This window comes from Pseudomonas sp. DD1 (assembly GCF_044510355.1).
In the GTDB taxonomy this organism is placed as follows: domain Bacteria; phylum Pseudomonadota; class Gammaproteobacteria; order Pseudomonadales; family Pseudomonadaceae; genus Aquipseudomonas; species Aquipseudomonas shahriarae.
In genome coordinates this window covers 142,666-161,693 of sequence record NZ_MSAJ01000011.1, presented here as the reverse complement: position 1 = coordinate 161,693, position 19,028 = coordinate 142,666, and the positions used below count along the sequence as shown (strand labels likewise).

The 19,028-nt window shown below is 57.9% G+C and carries 10 protein-coding genes and 2 pseudogenes; 3 read left to right on the top strand and 9 right to left on the bottom strand.

Translation table 11 applies throughout. The annotated features are described in order from the left end of the window. Positions 1 to 441: 441 nt before the first annotated feature. Positions 442 to 966 carry a DUF3833 domain-containing protein gene (locus PSFL_RS08655; RefSeq protein ID WP_128593075.1) on the bottom strand — a complete coding sequence of 175 codons (525 nt, stop codon included), beginning with the start codon at positions 964 to 966 and terminating at the stop codon, positions 442 to 444. Positions 967 to 1,326: 360 nt separating this feature from the next. Between PSFL_RS08655 and folE the strand changes: the two genes are divergently transcribed. The 3 genes from folE (at position 1,327) to PSFL_RS08640 (ending at position 3,765) form a co-directional block, all read left to right on the top strand. Then, positions 1,327 to 1,887, top strand: coding sequence for a GTP cyclohydrolase I FolE (gene folE / locus PSFL_RS08650; protein WP_057436461.1), 561 nt, complete (start codon positions 1,327 to 1,329; stop codon positions 1,885 to 1,887). Between the two features lie 202 nt (positions 1,888 to 2,089). Beyond that, complete coding sequence (locus PSFL_RS08645) at positions 2,090 to 3,628, top strand: cryptochrome/photolyase family protein (protein ID WP_397469915.1); 1,539 nt, start codon at positions 2,090 to 2,092, stop codon at positions 3,626 to 3,628. After that, positions 3,625 to 3,765 (top strand): DUF2256 domain-containing protein, encoded by a 141-nt coding sequence (locus PSFL_RS08640; RefSeq protein ID WP_120733116.1) that lies wholly within the window; start codon positions 3,625 to 3,627, stop codon positions 3,763 to 3,765. The genes PSFL_RS08645 and PSFL_RS08640 overlap by 4 nt, the downstream gene beginning before the upstream one ends. A 147-nt stretch (positions 3,766 to 3,912) precedes the next feature. Here PSFL_RS08640 and PSFL_RS08635 read toward each other — a convergent pair whose 3' ends face one another. The 8 genes and pseudogenes from PSFL_RS08635 to PSFL_RS08600 form a co-directional block, all read right to left on the bottom strand. After that, a complete protein-coding gene (locus tag PSFL_RS08635) occupies positions 3,913 to 4,692 on the bottom strand; it encodes an EAL domain-containing protein (RefSeq protein ID WP_169989717.1) in 780 nt (259 codons plus the stop codon). A 119-nt stretch (positions 4,693 to 4,811) separates the two neighbouring features. Beyond that, positions 4,812 to 4,952: pseudogene (locus PSFL_RS08630) on the bottom strand (EamA/RhaT family transporter); the annotation flags it as partial. 72 nt (positions 4,953 to 5,024) lie between these two features. Beyond that, a complete protein-coding gene (locus PSFL_RS08625) occupies positions 5,025 to 5,921 on the bottom strand; it encodes a hypothetical protein (protein WP_397469914.1) in 897 nt (298 codons plus the stop codon). Positions 5,922 to 5,972: 51 nt separating this feature from the next. Then, entirely contained in the window at positions 5,973 to 12,083 is a 6,111-nt protein-coding gene (locus PSFL_RS08620; RefSeq protein WP_397470070.1) for a YadA-like family protein, read from the bottom strand. Positions 12,084 to 12,431: 348 nt separating this feature from the next. Beyond that, positions 12,432 to 12,983 (bottom strand): annotated as a pseudogene (locus PSFL_RS08615) (ESPR-type extended signal peptide-containing protein); the annotation flags it as partial. Between the two features lie 371 nt (positions 12,984 to 13,354). Beyond that, complete coding sequence (locus PSFL_RS08610; protein WP_273872839.1) at positions 13,355 to 14,554, bottom strand: EAL domain-containing protein; 1,200 nt, start codon at positions 14,552 to 14,554, stop codon at positions 13,355 to 13,357. 111 nt (positions 14,555 to 14,665) lie between these two features. Then, positions 14,666 to 18,343, bottom strand: a complete 3,678-nt coding sequence (locus PSFL_RS08605) for a transporter substrate-binding domain-containing protein (RefSeq protein WP_397469913.1) — start codon at positions 18,341 to 18,343, stop codon at positions 14,666 to 14,668. Further along, positions 18,344 to 18,970, bottom strand: coding sequence for a response regulator transcription factor (locus tag PSFL_RS08600; RefSeq protein ID WP_170059131.1), 627 nt, complete (start codon positions 18,968 to 18,970; stop codon positions 18,344 to 18,346). Between the last annotated feature and the right edge of the window lie 58 nt (positions 18,971 to 19,028).

The following is a 19,028-nucleotide window of genomic DNA, read 5'->3' as shown; positions in this document are numbered from 1 at the left end:
GTATAGGACGATTCGCATAATGTATATTATGTTAAACTACAGGTCATGTCATAGATGTTCATGAGCTGTCTAGCCACTGATTCGACAAATCCGTTTCTGACGTCCACTCTCTCAACGGGCCATGTTCTTCGTGTTCATGACGAGTCATTCAATGTGGTGGCTGCCGATGAAGCTGATTCAGTGCCGTTTCTCTTCAGGTCAGCGTGTTCCGCTGCTCGTGCACGCTGGTAACGCGGAGCCGTTGCCCATACTCGTTCCGTTCATCTACGTCCAACTCAGACTCAGGCACCGGGCTTACAATACGGCGGCGGCACATCTGCGCGCGATCCTCGCTTTCTACTCCTATGCCAGAACCCGAGATCTGGATCAGGCTGGAGTTACTTCCACAGTGGGTTGAACACCGGAAACGTGGAGGATGTACCTGCCGCCGGCCCTGACTACTCAAGGTTGCTTACGGAAGAACAAAGTGATCTGGCCTACCTCCACTCCGAATTTGGTCATGAACGAGCGATTGATCATGGTGTTCTTGTCCATAAGGTACATCCAGTCGTCTAATTCAACCTGATACTCCTTACCATCCACAGGAAGGCTAAGTACGTATTTCCAGCGCAGGGTATTGCCTGCCATCTCACCACGCGCCTCCCCCACCACGTCGGCAGCGGTTCCGCGCCATTGGTTATGACCAACTGGCGTTAGCGTCCATACCCGTTTTTGTTTAGTGCCATCGCTGTAAGTAAATGACTCATCGAGTATTAACTTATTGCCTTCGGACTGGCCATTGATCTCCACGTGGAAGCGCTTGACCACCTCACCTGATCGCTTTTGAAACATGCCCCAAGCTTCGACCCGCCCCTCGAAAAAATCGCGTAGCTCAAGGGTGGGCATCTCCTGGCGGTAAGTATGCACATCTACCCGGCTGCAACTCGCGAGACCAATGCTTAGCAGAACTATCAATACCTTTAACATGTGCAACTCCTCAACGGTCTCAGGGGTTTAGAACCGCCCAGCAATTGGGATCGCAGCTGCGGGCACGCCAAAAGCTATACAAAACAATTAATTTGTACAGCCGAATCCTCAGGTCGGCGTTACAGCCACACAAACGGACTCCGACGGTCTGTCCAGGGGGGGGCACGCGCATCGCGCAGAAATGGTGCCTGCGCCAGCCACCCCATACGCATCACGCCTAGGAATGGCGCACATTGTCAGGTGGTTTTTTTAGGCCTACCCTATACAGAACCTGTACAGCGCATTAGATAATGTACAATAAAAATTGACCACTGGCGCTGCAATTTGACGGTGAGAGCAGCATGGCTTCGAGGAATCTTAATGAACACATCAATAGCCGAGCATTACCGTGAAATTCTCGTCGGCGTCGGCGAGAACCCTGAGCGTGAAGGACTGCTGGATACTCCCAAGCGTGCAGCCAAAGCGATGCAGTACCTGTGCAATGGCTACACGATCAGTCTAGAGGATTTGATCAACGGCGCATTGTTCGAATCGCAAAACGATGAAATGGTCATCGTGCGCGACATCGAACTGTATTCTTTGTGTGAGCATCACCTGCTCCCCTTCATCGGCAAGGCTCATGTTGCCTACATCCCCACTGGGCGGGTGCTGGGCCTGTCGAAAGTCGCCCGGGTCGTCGATATGTTCGCCCGCCGCTTACAGATCCAGGAAAACCTTACAAAGCAAATTGCCGACGCTATTGCGCACATCACTGATGCGGCCGGCGTGGCCGTGGTCATTGAGGCAAAGCACATGTGCATGATGATGCGGGGCGTGGAGAAACAAAACTCGGTGATGACCACCTCAGTGATGCTGGGCGCCTTTCGTGAGTCGTCCGCTACGCGGCTGGAGTTCCTGCAACTGATTGGGCAACGCAGTTAACGCTCGGAGCTCGCGCAGGCTTGCAGGAGAGACTCAATGAACAGTTCCTTTGAAATGAACGCCTTGGTGATAGGCGCCAGCGGTGCGCTTGGCGCAGCGTTTGGAATGGCTGAAAGCAGATCCATGACGATATCGAGTCGTTACGCATTCCTTTCTCGCTGGCGGCACCCTGGTGAGTCACGTTGCGCCGGGGGCCTGGCAAATGAGTAAGATTCGCCGACTGTGCCTGGTGCTGGGCGACCAACTGTCTTGGGACTTGGCTTCATTGCAGGGGCTGGATCCCCAGCGCGATGCGGTGTTGCTGGTCGAGGTGATGGAGGAAGCAAGCCATGTGCCCCATCACCCACAAAAAATCGCGTTGATCTTCAGTGCGATGCGCCATTTTGCCGAGGCGTTGAAGCAGCGCGGTATCCGCGTGCACTACGTCAGCCTGGATGATCCGCACAACAGTGGATCGGTGCCCGGCGAGTTACGGCGCTGGCACTCACGGCTTCAACCACAGCAACTGCACCTGACTGAGTGCGGTGACTGGCGCCTGGAGCAGTCGCTCAAGGACTGTCGCTTAACAATCCACTGGCATAGCGATAGCCGTTTTCTCTGCACCCGCGGCGAATTTTCGTCTTGGGCCGAGGGCAAAAAGCAGCTGCGCATGGAGTTCTTCTACCGCGAGATGCGGCGCAAAAGTGGCTTGTTGCTTAATGGCGACCGCAGCCCGGTCGGTGGCGCCTGGAACTTTGATGCCGAAAACCGCAAGGCGTTGCCCAAAGGTGCGAGAGCGCCCTCACCCATGCGCTTTTCGGCCGATGCCATCACCCAGGAAGTGCTGGCGCTGGTGGCAAAAAACTTCTCCGGCCACTATGGCGCCCTAGACACCTTCGACTACCCGGTAACCCACGCCGATGCCCAAGCCTTGTGGGATTACTTTCTCGATTGGGGCCTGGCTGCGTTCGGCGACTACCAGGATGCGATGGCCAGTGACGAACCCTTCCTGTTTCATGCGCGGATCAGCGCCGCGCTAAATATCGGCCTGCTGGATCTTCGCCAGTTGTGCAGCGACGTCGAAGCCGCGTACTGGGCGCAGCGGATTCCGCTGAACGCTGCCGAAGGCTTCATTCGTCAACTGATCGGTTGGCGGGAATACGTCCGAGGCATCTACTGGTTGAAGATGCCTGAATATGCCGACGGAAATGAATTCAGCAACACAAGGTTGCTTCCAGAGTTCTACTGGACAGGCGAAACGAAGATGAACTGCATGCGCCAAGCCATTAACCAAAGCCTTAAGCATGCCTACGCTCATCACATCCAACGGCTAATGGTTACCGGCAATTTCGCTTTGCTCGCAGGTATCGCGCCGAGTCAAATATGTGAGTGGTACCTGGCAATCTACATGGACGCGTTCGACTGGGTGGAGTTGCCCAACACACTTGGTATGGTCATGCATGCAGACGGCGGCTACATAGGATCTAAGCCTTACTGTGCGAGCGGCCAATACATCAAGCGCATGTCCGATTATTGTCGTGGCTGCGCATACAAGGTGAGCGAAAGCACCACAGATGACGCCTGCCCTTTCAATGCGCTTTATTGGCACTTCCTGATACGTCACAGCGACCGCCTGCGCAGCAATCACCGTATGGGCATGCAGTATAAAAACCTCGACCGAATGCCTGAATCAAAGCAGCAAGCGCTCTGGCAACGTGGTCAATTGTTGCTCGCAAACTTAGATGACGGTGAATCACTTTGAAAAAGAGTGAACTCCCGGTCAAAACCTGCATGACTTGCGGCCTTCCCTTCCTATGGAGGAAAAAATGGGCACGCTGCTGGGAAGAAGTTCGTTACTGTTCTGAGCGCTGCCGGCGTAGTAAACCTGCCCAGTGCTGAGCCAAAAAATGGCGATCACAGGCCCTTTTGTACTCAAGCCAAAATCACTTGCTTAGCCAGGAGGTCGATGTGATGTTAGGCGTTTTAGAACGTTACACCAAAAATCACAACCTGAGCCTACAACGATGTGCGCTATGAAATTTTCAGTTAGGAATAAATTGGAAGCGGTAGTAGAAATGTATCAGGTCGTGCGAAGAGGTACCCTTGCATAAGATCTATGCCTAAGCGGAGTAATGCATCACTCTCATCACGGGTTTCAATCCCTTCGGCCACAACCACTATATTTAAACGGTTTGCGACTAAAACAATACCTTCGACTATTGCAGTTTTAACCGGGTCTTTGTCAATGTTTCTTGTGAGAGCCATGTCAATTTTTAGCACATGAGGTTGGAACATCGCCAATAAATTCAACCCCGAGTAACCCGAGCCGAAATCGTCGATAGATGTAGTGAAACCTTGACGCTTGTACTCTTCGAAAATCCCCTTTAGATGCATAGGGTCATCAACACGTTCTCCTTCGGTTACTTCGAACATTAGTCTCTCTGGAGGGAACCCAAACAGCCTGGCAGCCTCCAGAGTGGCTCGAATGCAGGTTTCGGGTCGATACACAGCATTTGGCAAAAAATTGATACTGAGCTTGCAGTCTGGAATGCCCAGCAAACCTAGTTCCGTCGCTCTCTCGATAGCCTTGACTCGGCATGCTTGGTCAAAGCGGTATCGGTTGTCGTCATTAACCTGATCCAAGATGCTCGCCGCCGACTCACCGTTCACCCCACGTACAAGGGCTTCATAGGCGAAGGTTGTGCGCGTTCTTACGTTAACGATTGGCTGGAATGCCATTATGAAATCGAACCCCAACCCTTCTAGATTTCGGCACTCTGCGCAGCCGACTGATACGAACGTAGAGAACGCAATATTACGGGGCATGGCTGATCCTCCAGATTTTTAGCAACCCTACCCTATAATTTTCGAGCTTTCAGTATGTATCGGCACTGATCTGGCTTCGTTGAAGGCGCATGTTCATCGCGTGCAACGCGCCAGCCTGATAATGCCAGTTTTCGCCACGCCAATATCTTGTTTTGCGCATTTCCAAGCAGAGCCAGCATCACTACCCGCGCGATGAATGCCGGCGTCAGGACGGGGCCGCTGACCTTAACACCGCATGCAATGCAGACGCTGTACCCTACTGTCGACGGCTTCAGCCATCATCCACCTCCATGCAATATACGTTTCGATAGTTAATGCGTGTCTACGCGTGCTCACTGGATTGAGGTGGACAGTGGCGACGCGGGAGATGTCAGCAAGGGTTCGACGGATGCGGGAAAGTACTCCACCTGCAGCGGGTATTCCTGCCCCATCAACCGCCCCTTGCCATACCAGACGATACCGCCCTGACTGAGGATCAGACCATTGCGGCCAAACTCGAAAACGCTGCCGACAGAACTACTGAACATGAAGCGGCTTTCATCCATTTGCAGCAGCGTGTACTGCGTGTTCGCAGGCGGCAGTTGTTCCTTGATGCGTTGCAGGTAAGTCTGGGCCAGGCGGGCAAACAGCTGCCCAGCCTGTTCACGGTATTGTGGAATCGTTAGACCCGGCCTGTGCTGCAACTCGACGGCGATCAAGGCGAAGATATCGGCGTTGGCCCGCGCTATGGCCAACTTGATCGACAGCGCCGACGTCAGCAATGGGTTATCAATCTGCAACGACGACTTTTCTGGCTGACCGTTGGCGGCCGGTGCAATGACGGGGAGCATGAACTCGCCCACGTTGACGGTCGACAGCACGCTCGTCGCCAAATATGCCGCACAGGCAGTGGCTTGACCCGGCTGATCACCATTGATCAACAACGAAAACGGGCTGCCCTCTCGAGGCAAAGTCTGCGCGTCAATCCCCTGCTGTTTGAGGAAGGTGTTGACCTCTTCCTGTTTCACTTCGCCTCGGGCCAATGCACAGAGCTGCTTCATAATCGGGGCTTTGTTCGCCTCGTTGAACCTGGGCGACATTTGCAAAATCGCGTCTTGGATTACAGCCAATGCCGGAACACGCAGCCAGGTATGCGGGGTATCCGTAGGTCGGTCTGCCAGGAATTTCTCGTAACCGGCCCAGGCCGCCAACATGATTAGGATGGCGACGGAAATGGTTTTTATATTCATGTTTTTTGCCTGAAAAAGTTGGATTAGGGCTGTGCAATATTTGCCAGCAGGTCACCACTGATAACCGACACCCACCGCCATCCCGATATTGCGCTGGGTGTCGGTACTGCCCTGTAACTTGGTCACCCAGCGACCGTTGGCTGACATGTGCGATACGCCGAAGGCCAGCGACGATTGACCGCGATAGGTGGCCGCTGCAACCGTCGTCATGCTCGAGCCCGGCGAATAAGACTGCGGCAGGCTGGACATGGCCATCGCGCCGGCGATACCTGCACTGAGAACTTCGTCCTGATACTTGAGGTCTTTTTTCAACTCCGTGTAGCGCTGATCGGTGTAGGCATTGGCATTCGTGGTGATGCCCTCCACGCTTCGGTTCAACTGGTCGACGTTCACTGCATCCGTACCGCTTGTACCCGCCGCGAGATTGGTGAGCTGCCGCTCATTGCCAGCACTGCCGACCGAGACACTGTTGTCGCGGTCAGCCACCGAATTGGTCCCCAGTGCCGTGGCATTCTTGGCCGAAGCCTTGGCCCCGTTACCCAGCGCGACCGAGTTTTCCCCGGTCGCCTGAGCCCGCGTACCGACCGCCGCGCTGTTGTTACCCGACGCCTGCGCCCCTGCCCCACCCGCGATCGCATCGGCACCCGTGGCTTTGGGCTTAGATGCGGCACTGCTGTTGTTCACCTGGAACATGCCGTCGGTACCGTTTTTGAGGTTGCTGACATCTCCTTCGACGGCGGTGATGCGCCCCGCCTGCTGACCCGCTTCGGCGTTCAGATTGGCAATCGAATCGTCGGTGTATTGCTTGGCTTCGGCCACTGCACCGTCGAGCTGGCGCACATTGACCGCATCATTGGCGTTCTTGCCGTCGGCAACGTTGCTGATCGTTCGGGTTGCGCCGGTGGTCGAATTGCCCACCGAAACCGTGCCCGAGGTCACGTTGTTCTCACCCGAATACTTGCCGCTGTAGGTTTCGGCACCCCGACCGGCATCGCTGGAGTCACTGCCGATCGCCACGCTGCCACTGGCAGACGCCGTGGCGCCGCTGCCCAACGCCACCGAGCCACTGCCCGAAGCCTGGGCCTGGGGCCCCAGCGCCATGGCATCGGTACCAGTGGCGGCGGAGTCAGCCCTGGTCGAGTTGACGTGCAGATACTTGATGCCACCGCCCGAGCCGATCAGTGTTTCAAGCCCCCCTACCCGACCGTCGAGGTTAGTAATGTCCGAGGTGTTCTGATCCACCTGTGTGCCGAGCACTTTGAGTTGCGCCACGTTGACCGCGTCGGTGTCCTGCGTGCCGGCTGCCAGCCCGGTCAGCTTGCGACTGCCCTGCGCCGTACCAATGCCGATCTCGCCGACTGACGTCTGCGATGCAGCTAATCGATAGGCGCTGTAGCCGGTCTCGGCACCGACGGTGGTCAGCGAGCTTGAGCCGAGCGCCACGCTCATGGCGTGGCTGGCATTAGCACCAGCACCCAGTGCAACCGATTGTTCGGCTGCGGCCTGCGCGGCGCTACCCAGGGCGATGCCGGACGCCAACAACACTTGGGCATTGCGACCAATGGCAATACCACCGGCGGCGGCCTGACTGACAGACGCCTGATTGCCCAGACCAATGCCGTTATCACCGTTGACCACGGTGCCCGGGCCGACTGCGATCGACTCGCTACCGCTGGCGAGCGAGTCCGTCGGGTTGGTCGAGTTGGCGTGGAAATACAGCGTGCCGGTAGAACTCAACGAGCCCATCGCCCCGGTCAATTGACGCAGGGTCACGGCGTCGTGAGCGTCGGTAGCATCCGCCACGTTAGTGATCTGGCGGTAGCTGCCGGCCTTGCCCACCGACACCGACCCCAGCAAAGTGGCATCCGAAGTGTCGTAGATAATCGTCCCGCTCCCAGCAGCGATAGAACCGGTGGTGGGTGCCAGGGCACGGTCGGCGACCGAACCTTCGCCCAGTGCGATACCGCCCGCTACCTGAGCTTGGCTCAGACGTCCCAGCGCGAGGGCGCCAGCAGCCGTCGCAGTGGCCCCCGAGCCGGCCGCGAATGAATTGGCACCTGCGGCAATGGACTGTGGCCCGATCGCGATGCTGTCCAGACCGTTGGCTTGGGAGTCGGCCAGTGTCGAGTTGCTGTGGAAATACTTGATGCCGGTGCCGTTATTGACGAGGTTATCGACGGTCTGATTGGTCGCGAATAGCTGCGAGCCATTCACTGCGTCGGTGCTGGTCGCGTTCAAGGTGCCGGCCGCAACGTTAGTCAACTTCACCGCGGTACCTGCGGGGTTGAATGTCACCTGGGTTTTGGCCGCAGCATCGTCGTATTTCACTGCCACCGACGCAGTATTGGTCACACTGGTGTTGAGGTCGGTGAGTGCCGCGCCAACGTTGTTGCTGAGCAAAGGCCCGGTGTTGGCACCGGTTGCGCTGATACTATTGGTGGAATAGCTGGGGGCTGTCCATGTCCCGGCAACCGTATCAAGCGCTGCGCCGCTGCCCAGAGCGGTCGCCGTGTCCTGGCCGACCTGGTTCAGTTGGCTGACGTTGACAGCGTCTGTCGCCGAGCTGCCTGCCGCCAGGCCGGTAATGCGACGGCCATTAGCGCCGTTGGCGATGTTCACTTCGCCCCCCGCCGTCGCTGCGCCGCCGACACCATAAGCCGCATTGGCCAATGTCGTGCCCGTGGCGGACGAGTTGGCGCCCAGCGCCACTCCATTGGCAAGGGTTGCGCTGGCGAGCGGGCCAATGGCTACGCTGTCCTGGCCGGTTGCGCTGCTATCGGCCAGTGTCGAGTTGCTATGGAAATACTTGATGCCGGTGCCGTTGTTGACGAGGTTGTCGACAGTCTGATTGGTTGCGAACAGCTGCGAGCCATTCACTGCGTCTGTGCTGGTGGCGTTCAAGTTTCCGGCCGCGACATTGGTCAATCTCACCGCAGTGCCGGCGGGGTTGAAGGTCACCTGGTTTTTGGTCGTCGCATCGTCGTATTTCACGGCTACTGCGGCTGCGTTGGTCAGGCTTGTATTGAGATTCGTCAGTGCCGTGCCAACGTTGTTGCTGACCAGAGGCCCGGTGTTGCTGCCAGTCGCGCTGATGCTGTTGGTGGAATAGCTCGGCGCGGTCCATACGCCTGTAGTCGCATCAAGCGCTGCGCCGCCGCCCAAAGCGGTCGCGGTGTCCTGCCCTGCTCTGTTCAGTTGGTCGACGTTGACAGCATCTGTGGCCGAGCTGCCTGCTGCCAGACCGGTAATGCGGCGGCCATTGCCGCCATTGGCGATGTTGACTTCGCCACCCGTTGCCGCGCCCCCCACACCATAAGCTGCGTTAGCCAGTGTTACGCCGGTGGTGGATGAACCCGAGCCCAACGCAACGCTGTTGGCGAAACCGGCCGTGGCACCATTGCCCAGGGCAACGCTGTTGACACCGGTGGACACAGCAGCAGGCCCCATCGCCACGCTGTCCTGACCCGTGGCGCTGCTGTCGGCGAGGGTCGAGTTGCTGTGGAAATACTTGATACCGGTACCGTTATTGACGAGGTTGTCGACCGTCTGGTTAGTCGCGAACAGCTGCGAGCCATTCACTGCGTCGGTGCTGGTGGCGTTCAAGGCGCCGGCCGCAACGTTGGTCAACTTTACTGCGGTGCCTGCGGGGTTGAAGGTCACCTGGGTTTTGGTCGCGGCGTCGTCGTATTTCACGGCTACGGCGGCTGTGTTGGTCAGGCTGGTGTCGAGATTCGTCAGTGCCGCGCCCACGTTGTTGCTGACCAGAGGCCCGGTATTGGCACCGTTTGCGCTAATGCTGTTGGTGGAATAGCTCGGCGTGGTCCATACGCCCGTAGTCGCATCAAGCGTAGCGCCGCCGCCCAAGGCTGCCGCCGTATCCTGGCCGGTTTTATTCAGCTGACTGACATTGACTGCGTCGGTGGCCGAGGCACCCGCGGCAAGGCCGGTGATGCGCCGACCGTTGGCGCCGTTGGCCACGTTGACTTCCCCGCCAGTAGTGGCAGTGCCGCCGACGCCATAGGCAGCGGTGCCCAGGGTCGTGCCAGTAGCGGAAGCGCCGCTGCCCAGGGCCACAGAGTTAGCCGTGCCTGCCGCAGCGCCATTGCCCAGGGCTAACGCGTTGGTGGCGGTTGCGCTGGCGGCAGGTCCCACTGCAACGCTGTCGGTGCCAGTGGCGGTGCTGTCTGCCAAAGTGGAGTTGGCGTGGAAATATTTGATGCCCGCGCCGGTAACGATGTTATTCACCGTAGCGCCCAAACTGTTCACGGCGGTATTGGTGGAGAATAACTGGCTGCCGTTCACAGCATCGGTGCTGGTGGCAGTGACCTGGCCTGCGGCGACGTTGCTCAGTTGGCGTTCGTTACCCAGGCTACCCAGGCTCAAAACACCAACAGGCGCTGCACCCGCGTAGGTGTAAGTGGTGCCATTGATTACCCCGCTGGCCGTGGCGGTCGCGGCAGCAGTTGTCGCGCCGCTGCCCAAGGCGACTGAGTTAGCCGTCCCAGCCGTCGCGCCATTGCCCAGAGCTACAGCGTTAGTGGCAGTAGAGCTGGCGGTGGGTCCCACTGCGACGCTATCGACACCGGTGGCGGTGCTGTCGGCCAAGGTCGAATTGGCGTGGAAGTATTTGATACCCGCGCCGTTGTTGATGTTGTTAACGGTGGTGTTGGTGGCAAACAGCTGCGCCCCGTTTACCGCATCACTGCTGGTGGCGTTCAACGCACCCGGTGCCACGTTGGTCAGCGTCGTCGCCGCACCACTTGGGTTGAGGGTAATTTGAGTTTTTGTAGCCGCATCGTCGTATTTCACAGCAACCGCTGCGGTGTTGGTCAACCCGGTATTGAGGTTGCCCAGGGCTGCACCGACGTTGTTACTGGTCAGTGCGCCAGTGTTGGTACCGCTGGTATTGATGCTGTTAGTGGCATAGTTGGGTGCGGTCCAGGTACCGGTCGTAGGGTCGAGCGCTGCGCCGCCGCCCAAGGCGGTGGCAGTGTCCTGCCCTGCCTTGTTCAACTGACTGACGTTGACCGCGTCGGTGGCCGAAGCACCCGCGGCAAGGCCGGTGATGCGCCGACCGTTAGCGCCGTTGGCCACGTTGACTTCCCCGCCAGTGGTGGCAGTGCCGCCGACACCATAGGCAGCGGTGCCCAGCGTCGCGCCAGTGGCGGAAGACCCGCTGCCCAGGGCTACAGAGTTATCCGATCCTGCTGTCGCGCCATTGCCCAGGGCTACAGCGTTAGTGGCAGTGGCGCTGGCGGTGGGTCCCACTGCGACGCTATCGACACCGGTGGCGGTGCTGTCAGCCAAAGTCGAATTGGCGTGGAAGTATTTGATACCCGCGCCGTTATTGATGTTATTGACCGTGGTGTTGGTGGCAAACAGCTGCGACCCGTTCACCGCATCCGTACTGGTGGCATTCAACGTCGCCGGTGCCACGTTAGTGATCGTCACCGGAGCACCTGCTCCGGCGCCACCCGTCGCACCCAAAGTGATCTTGGTACCGCCGGCGGCATCGTATTTGACGGCGATATTGGCCGTGTTATCAACGTTGGTGTTGAGCGCTGTCAGGGCAGCGGTAACCGTGGTCTGCGCTGTAGGCCCGGCCACAGCCCCGGTAGCGCTGACACTATTGATCGGCTGGCTAAAGCCGGTGATATTCCCCGTCGCCGGACTGTAGGTCGCGCCACCGCCCAGCGTGCTGGCTGTTGTGGTGCCCAGGTTGTTGACGCCGGTGACGACCGAATTCAGCTGAGAGCCGTTAATAGCATCGGTGCTGGTGGCTGAAATCACGCCTGCCGCAACGTTCTGGATCTGGCGCTCAGTACCTGCCGCACCCACCGACACCACACCATTGGTCGAAGCCGCTGCTTGCACGCCCGCTGCAGTAGCACCAAATTGCGCAGTAGTGCCGGTATGCGGAGCAGCTGTCGTTGACTTCGAACCTAACGCCACATCGTTGGTATTGTTAGCCACTGCGGTATCGCCCAGCGCCACGGCGCCTGCTGCAGCCGCATTGCTAGTATTTCCCAGTGCTACCGAACCTTGGCCAGTGGCCGTATTGGTGTTACCCAGCGCGACAGCCCCTTGGCCGTTCGCAGTGTTGTCGGCCCCCATAGCGACAGCCCCCGTGCCCGTGGCGACGTTCGGATCCCCGATAGCCACTGCACCGTTCCCTGTCGCAGTGTTTCCGGCACCGATCGATACGGCTTTGCCACCCTGGGCCAGCGCGCTGTCACCGATTGCCACGGCCGAGGCCGAGCTGGTGGTTGCCCCCTTACCTATAGCCACGCTGTTGGTGGCGCTGTTGGTTACGGATGCTAGAAGCCCGATTGCAACACCGGAAGTAGCAGTCGCCGACACCGTCGATTGGCCACCCAGAGCGATAGAATCGGCGGCCCCGGCCTGGGCCCCACGGGTGGTGTTACTACCAATGGCAACGGCACCCGCGCCGGACGCTGTAGTGGACTGTACTGCTGTAAGCGAAGTAGTGCCGGTCCCAGCGGAACCACCGATGGCCACGCTATTAGTCTGATTCGAAACGCTACCGTAGCCCAAAGCGACACTTGCAGTACCCGACGCATTGGCTTCCAACCCTATCGCAGTGGCCCATTTGACGGCTTTGGCAGAATATCCGACTACTGTTCCACCGAGCCCGGTCACGGTAGAGAAGCTGCCAAAAATAGTGGCTCCATCGAAGCTTCCAGCGGATGAACTGCAACCGGCAACGTTTATATAAGCACCACTGCCGGCAGTCGGTTCTGCAATCGCCCCCGAGACGGCAGTCCGACCCACAGTACCACTAGCGGTACCGGCACAGCTGCCAGCAGAAGAGTTAGCAAAATACAGCCATGCGTACCCTGGCTCAGACCATCCAACAGTCAGACCCAAAGCCACCGCGAGCACACTCAGCGCTCGCGATTTCCCCTTAAGTGCAAGAAGTGGGTTAACCCCCTGCTTACGCTGCCCCGCCGACCCACTCTTTGTCTTCTTGCTGGCAAGTTCCGAAGCCACTACCCAGCAGCGTAAAGAAGTATTCCATACAACCGAAAAGACTTTATTCATAACTGAACTGGCATCAGGCCAGCCTCCGATATCCGAGTCATCCATTGCGTGATGACTTCCGCCTTCAATTCGATTGCGGATACAGAGCCTCGTCGACAGACATCGAATCCCCTCTACAAACGACGAGAATCGAACTTCGCTGACGTAGCGAGCAGGCAGCACAATGGAATTAAGTAAGCGTATTTTCTCGACTGCCTGCGCGGATTAAGTCAGGAAATTTCCTGCTATTTGTAGGAAATTTCCCAGCAAACAAACATGAATAACGCCCTTCCAAACGCAAAAAAAAACGCCAAAGAACAGGTAATAAAGGTTCTTTGGCGTTATGCGTTTTCTGAATAAGTTCAAGCAGTGCGCATTGAGTGACGCGCTCACTAACTTGCTGTTATCCCTCGCTGAAGTTCCAGCCAATTCAATAAACTGGCCGCCGACATCGGCCGTGCACACAAGTAGCCCTGCCCTTGCTTACACCCCAGTTCCAGCAGCACTTTGCGTTGTTCTTCGGTTTCGATCCCTTCGACCACCACCGACATGCCCAGCGCCTCACCCAGGGCCAGCGTGCTACTGATCACAGCGCGACGACGCGGTTCATGTTCAAGCCCGCGCACGAACTCGCCGTCGAGTTTGATTTCGTTGAACGGCAACTGGCACAGCCGCTGCAACGAAGAAAACCCCGCACCGAAATCATCGATCGACAAGCTGCAGCCCATCATTCGCAGACGCACCAGGCTTTCCAGGCTGATCGCCGGCTCTTCGAGCAATCCCGTTTCGGTCAACTCAAAGGTCAACCCCGACCCCGGTAGATCATGTGCCATCAAGGCGCTCTGAATCTGGCCCGTGAGTTCCGGTTTGACCAGTTGCTCCGCGTGCAGATTGAGCGCGACATTCAGGGCAAAGCCCTGATTGATTGCTTGGCGCTGGAGCCTCAAGCAGTGCTCCAGCTGCTGGAACAGCAACTCATCGAGTAATCCGCACCGTTCGATAACCGGCATGAACACCGACGGTGGCAAGACCCCTTTGAACGGATGGTGCCAACGCGCCAAGGCTTCGATACTGCACACCTCACCTGTCTGCAGATTGAACTTAGGCTGAAAGTAGGTGTGCAGTTGATGGCCGGCGAGCGCTCGACGCACTTCTTCCTCGGTGGCAGGCACGACAGGCAGCACACCCGATTCGTTAATAGGCTCGTTCAAGTGTTTGGCCCGTAAAAGCTGTAACGCCTCAGGTTGCAAAGGCTTACTGATATCGTCCAGCAGCGCCATGCCGAGCAGCGAAATCAGTTGCCCCTGCATACTGCGCGTATCGGCCGACAGCGTACGGCTGATGATAATCGGCCCTGTCAGCCCGGATCGGCCCATGGTCTGCAGAAGATCCTGTGCGCCCGCACTTTCCATAGGCAAATCGCACAGCGTGATATCCACTGAACCGTTCTGCTCGAGGAACGCGAGAGCTGGCGCGCTCTGGGTGGCCACAAAGACTTCCTGGCACCCGGCCTGGCGCAGGCGGTTAGCCAACTTTGAGCCACTGCAAGGCGTGTCGACAAGAACCAGAATGCGAAGAGGGAGCATGTGCATGGAAGCCGCTCACTTTGAAAGGAATGAGCCTATTGTCCGTGCCGAGCCAGCAGGTATCGTTAGGAAACGTCCCTGCAGATGTAGGAATTTTCCCAGTGGCACGACCAGCTTCTAATCGACGTCGACGCTGCCCCCCTTCTCGATCGCTTCCGGATCAGCTATGTGCTGCTCCAACGTATGCCCCAATCGCTCCATCGCTTGTTGCAACGCATCCACGGTTTCTGTCAGCGCAGCATTGTCAGCCCTCCTGCAGACCTCCTCCAACCGCTCGCAACACTGAATCAGAATGCCTGCCTTGATAATCCGCGCCCCGCCCTTGACCCGGTGGGCGAGCGCGGAAAGGCCTAACAAGTCGTGCTCGCCGAACAGCTTGATGAGCCGCAGCATGTCCTCTTCGTTGCTGCTGGCCAGATTCCTCAGCAGCCTCCTGACTGCGGTTTGATCGCCGTGGTTCAGTTGCTGCAGGCTGCTCAGGTCGATGTCGCCCTCGACAACAGGGCCCACAGCGCCCTTCATCGGTGAATCCGCCTTAGGCTGTACGCAGGCGAACCGGGCACTCAGATCACTCAGGCTGATCGGCTTAAACAGGCAGTCATCCATCCCTTCTGCCAGGCAGCGGTCTTTTTCCTGTGGCTGTGCATTGGCGGTAAGACCGAGGATCAGACAAGGTTGCGCCGCCGATGAGCGTTCTTCGTCACGGATGGCCCGCGTCAATTCATAACCGTTCATGACTGGCATGCTGCAGTCAGTGATCACCACATCGAAATGGCCATTTCGCCAGGCACGCAGGCCATGGGCGCCGTCCTCGGCGTCGCTGACGCTGTGACCAAGGTAGGATAATTGCTGCGAGAGCAGCAATCGGTTGGCCGGGTAATCGTCGATCACCAGGATGTTCAGTACGCTCATCTGGTCCGGGATTTTAGCGACCGAGCGCTCGGTAGCAGGCACGGGTTGCAGGATCATAAGGTCGAGGCAGATATCAATCTGCGTGCCCTTGCCGGGCAGACTGGTCAGATGCAAATGCCCGTCCATCATTTCACACAAGGTACGGCTGATGAGCAGCCCCAACCCCGAGCCCCCCCGCGCCGACTGATGATTATTGCGGGCCTGGCCGAACGGGTTGAACAACAGCGCTTGATCCTCGGCGCAAATACCGATGCCGGTATCATTCACCTGAATATGAATCGCCAGGCGCTCACCACACGCGCTCAGTATCGCCTGAACGCTCAAGCGTACCTCGCCCTCGTCAGTGAACTTGATCGCGTTGCTCAACAAGTTGGACAGTATCTGTTTGAAACGCAGCGGGTCGATTAATACATCGCGACAGGCCTTGAGGTCGAAATCCAACAATAGTCGAACACCCTTTTGCCGTGCCACGCCGTCGAACATGCGCACCACCGACTCGACCAGCTCACGCAGGCTGGCCCGCTCCGGCGTCAGGGACAGGCGGCCGGATTCAATCCGAGCAATGTCGAGAATATCGCCGATCAGGTCCAGCAACCCCTGGGCTGCGCCTGAGGCCACTTCGATGGCGAAGCGATCCATGACGCCTTGATCGGCCTTCTTCATCGCCAGTTCGAGCATGCCGATCACGGCATTCATCGGCGTGCGGATTTCATGGCTCATGGTCGCCAGAAAGGTCGTTTTTGCCCGATTGGCGTCGTCTGCACTTTGCTTGGCGCTCTGCAGTTGATCCATCAGGCGTTGACGGTCGCTGATGTCGATCCAGCCGGCAATAATGCCCATCACCACACCTTCACTGGTGTGATACGGCAGCATCCAGTGATACACCGTGTGCACCACTCCATCGCTGTGGACATAGGTGCGGTCTTTAATCCATCGCGTGCCGCTCTCCATGACCTGGATGTATTCGGCCTGGAATGTCTCAGCATCGGCGCGGCCAACGACCGTGCTCTCGGTCAGTCGCTTACCGATCACGGCTTCGCGGGGCAGGCCCAGCGCGTCAAGGTAAGCCAAGTTGCAACTGATCAGTCGCCCTTCACAGTCGCGCACGTAAATCGGATGGGGCGTGCCATCGATCAAGGCACGCATGAATTCCATCTGGTCATTGAGCGCCAGTTCGGCCTTTTCCCGGGTGGACTCCCGTTTGCGCAGACGGACAATCCAGACCAGCGCCAGCAGCAAAAACAGCGCGAAGATGACAAATCCCTGGATGACCGCCGAGCGGTAATGCAGCCAACTGTCGTTATCGATCACCACGTCGTGGCGCCAACGTCTCGTCAGCTCATCCAGTTCCTCCGGAGGAATGCTTTGCAGAACTTTGTCCAGAATCGAGTACAGCTCCAGCGCCCCGCGATCGGTGGCGAACCCGGTCGGTGCCGACACAGGACCGACAAGACAGGCCACACGCAGACGATCGCGGTATTCACGCAGAATCATGTAACGCCCGTTGATCAGCGAGTTGAGGGCGCCGTCCGCATCACCCTTGTCCACCAACGCCAACGCCTGCGCCGACGTCGGTGTCTCGATCAACTGGATGCCCGGGAATGTCTCACGAATGTAATCCTGCAGCGGATTGCCGCTACGCATGGCCAGTCGTTTGCCCACCATGCCTTCCAGCGATTGCGGTGTGTCCGGGCCGTCCTGCGTGATTAGCACAAACGGGCTCGTCAGATAAGGCCGAGTGAACCGCAGCTGCCCTTCACGGGCGCTACTGGGGGTGAAGGCGACGATCAGATCCGCTTCACCGGACCGGATCTTATCGACCAGCTTCTGCATGGAGCTGCTGCGCACGACATCAAATTTCAGACCGGTGCGCTGGCTGACCTTGGCCAGCACTTCGGCGCCGATCCCCCGGAACTCCCCCTGCCCATCAAAAAAGGAGACAGGCGGAAGACCGTCGTTGACGGCCACAGTCAGGCGAGGATGGTTCTGCAACCAGCGCTGCTCGGTTTCTGTGAACTGGAGCGGGTCGAGGCTGGCAACATTCAGGTCCCCCGCTCCCCACCGATGCAGAATCGTCACGCGCTCGCTGATAGGGATCACCTCCAGCGCAGCATTGATGATGTGCAAGAGCCGACTGTTGCGCTGATTCAGGGCGAATGAGAACTGCGTGGACACACCCGACAACGTCGTCAGGTAGACATCATTGAGGAAGTACTTGCCGACCAGATAGTGGGTACTGACGGCATCGCCCAGATAAGCATCCGCCTTGTTGAAGGCTACTGCGCCGATAGCGCTTTGGGCCGATGGGTGAGGCTGCAGCGCAGCCTTGGGATAGTTCGCGGTGATCGCATCCGCTGGCAGAGCGTGATCAACGATAGCAAGGCGGTTGCCTGCGAGGTCGGGCGGCAACACCTTGCTGGTGCCACTGCGCGTCACCAGCACTAACGGGGCCTGCACATAGGCACTGGTGAGCGCCAGATCCGGATCTGTCCCATCGAAGCTATTGACAGTGCCCAGCAGGTCCAGCTCGCCGTTCCTGAGTGCCTGCATCGCCTCGGCGCTGGAATCATAACGAAGCACTACGATCTTTATGTGCAACATGCCGGCAAGCAGCGCAGCATAATCGGCCGTGATGCCCTCGTAATCCTGGCCACCTGTGATCATGCCGAAGGGCGCGTTGTCCGGCAGCGATACCCCCAGACGCAGTGAGTCCTTGTCGCGCAACCAGCGCCAGTCCTCTTCATCCAGAACGACCGAAGAACGTTCGCCATTCGAGCGACCGAAGAGGTTAAGGATTTGCACCTCAGCCTGTACCGGCGAAACACTCCCCAACTGGCAGAGCAGACAGACGGCCAGTCCAAAGCAACGCAGGAGAGTTTTCATCTAGATCAGGTTATTGCGCTTGGCAAAATCAGCCAGATACACCACCGACCTCACATTGAGCTTTTCAATTAAGCGGGTTTTATACGTGCTGACCGTCTTGTTACTCAACAACATGGCATCACCGATTTCTTTGTTGCTCATGCCTTTGGCCAGTTGCTGCAAGATGATCAGTTCTCGATCGGACAGGCCTCTGATCATCTCCAGCTCGGTGGAGTCGATATCACTGCGCCGTACAGAGTTTCCTGCAAGGTTGGGAAAAAAGGTATATCCGGCCATCAGCGCCTTGATCGCTTTGCTCAGCTCGCTCAATTCATCGGTTTTCGAGATATAACCGGCAGCGCCAGCCTTTATGCAGCGCATGGCATAGAACGCCGCAGACTGAGAGGTCAACACCAGGATCTTGCTTGACAGTTTCAGCGCACCGATCCGGTTGATGACTTCCAGACCGTCGAGGCTGGGCATGGCGATGTCCAGCAAAATCAGTTCCGGCTCGTACTTGCGAGCCATTTGCACGGCATCGGCGCCGTTGTCCGCCTCAGCAACGACTTCGAATTGCTCACGTTCAAGCAGTGCCCTCACTGTCGCCCGAATGAAGGGGTGATCGTCTACAACCAGCGCTTTATGCATTTGGAACCTCACAGCTATACCCACAGGAACTACCAGTGATAAGCGGTCCATGCATCAC

Bases quoted from the DNA above. Each gene is read 5' to 3' on its own strand.
- PSFL_RS08655 (WP_128593075.1), bottom strand. From the start codon at position 966: ATGTTAAAGGTATTGATAGTTCTGCTAAGCATTGGTCTCGCGAGTTGC.
- PSFL_RS08600 (WP_170059131.1), bottom strand. From the start codon at position 18,970: ATGCATAAAGCGCTGGTTGTAGACGATCACCCCTTCATTCGGGCGACA.
- PSFL_RS08635 (WP_169989717.1), bottom strand. From the start codon at position 4,692: ATGCCCCGTAATATTGCGTTCTCTACGTTCGTATCAGTCGGCTGCGCA.
- PSFL_RS08605 (WP_397469913.1), bottom strand. From the start codon at position 18,343: ATGAAAACTCTCCTGCGTTGCTTTGGACTGGCCGTCTGTCTGCTCTGC.
- folE (WP_057436461.1), top strand. From the start codon at position 1,327: ATGAACACATCAATAGCCGAGCATTACCGTGAAATTCTCGTCGGCGTC.
- PSFL_RS08625 (WP_397469914.1), bottom strand. From the start codon at position 5,921: ATGAATATAAAAACCATTTCCGTCGCCATCCTAATCATGTTGGCGGCC.
- PSFL_RS08610 (WP_273872839.1), bottom strand. From the start codon at position 14,554: ATGCACATGCTCCCTCTTCGCATTCTGGTTCTTGTCGACACGCCTTGC.
- PSFL_RS08645 (WP_397469915.1), top strand. From the start codon at position 2,090: ATGAGTAAGATTCGCCGACTGTGCCTGGTGCTGGGCGACCAACTGTCT.